Here is a 516-nt window from a genome sequence, read left to right on the forward strand (position 1 = left end):
TTTTGTTCAAGAAGAAGCGACCACAACTCGCGAATACGGTGGCAGTGGCCTTGGTTTGACCATCGTGAAAAACTTGGTCGATATGCTCGACGGGGATGTACAAGTTCGCAGTCAAAAAGGGCAAGGAACCACATTTGTTGTTACGCTGCCAGTAAAAGATCGTGAGCGAGTTCTGGCTCCGTTGGATTCGAGCCAACGCGTAAAACCTGCAGAGTTGTTTGATGAAAGTCTGAAAGTGTTGCTGGTGGAAGATAACCATACTAACGCCTTTATTCTTAAAGCGTTTTGTACCAAATACAAGATGCAGGTTGATTGGGCGAAGGATGGGCTAGAAGCCATGGAGTTCTTAAAAGATCACTCTTATGATTTGATTTTGATGGATAACCAACTTCCGCATCTTGGTGGCATCGAAACCACGAAAGAGATTCGTCAAAACTTGAAATTGGGGACACCAATTTACGCCTGCACCGCCGACACTGAGCAAGAAACCAGTGATGCATTTATGGAAGCAGGCGC

1 protein-coding gene is annotated in these 516 nt (G+C 45.7%); it reads left to right on the top strand.

Annotation, left to right across the window (positions count from 1 at the left end):
- A partial coding sequence (locus tag R7O13_RS30940) for a response regulator (protein WP_318305730.1) occupies positions 1-516 on the top strand: 516 nt, incomplete at both ends.

The organism is Vibrio sp. Y176 (genome assembly GCF_033438945.1).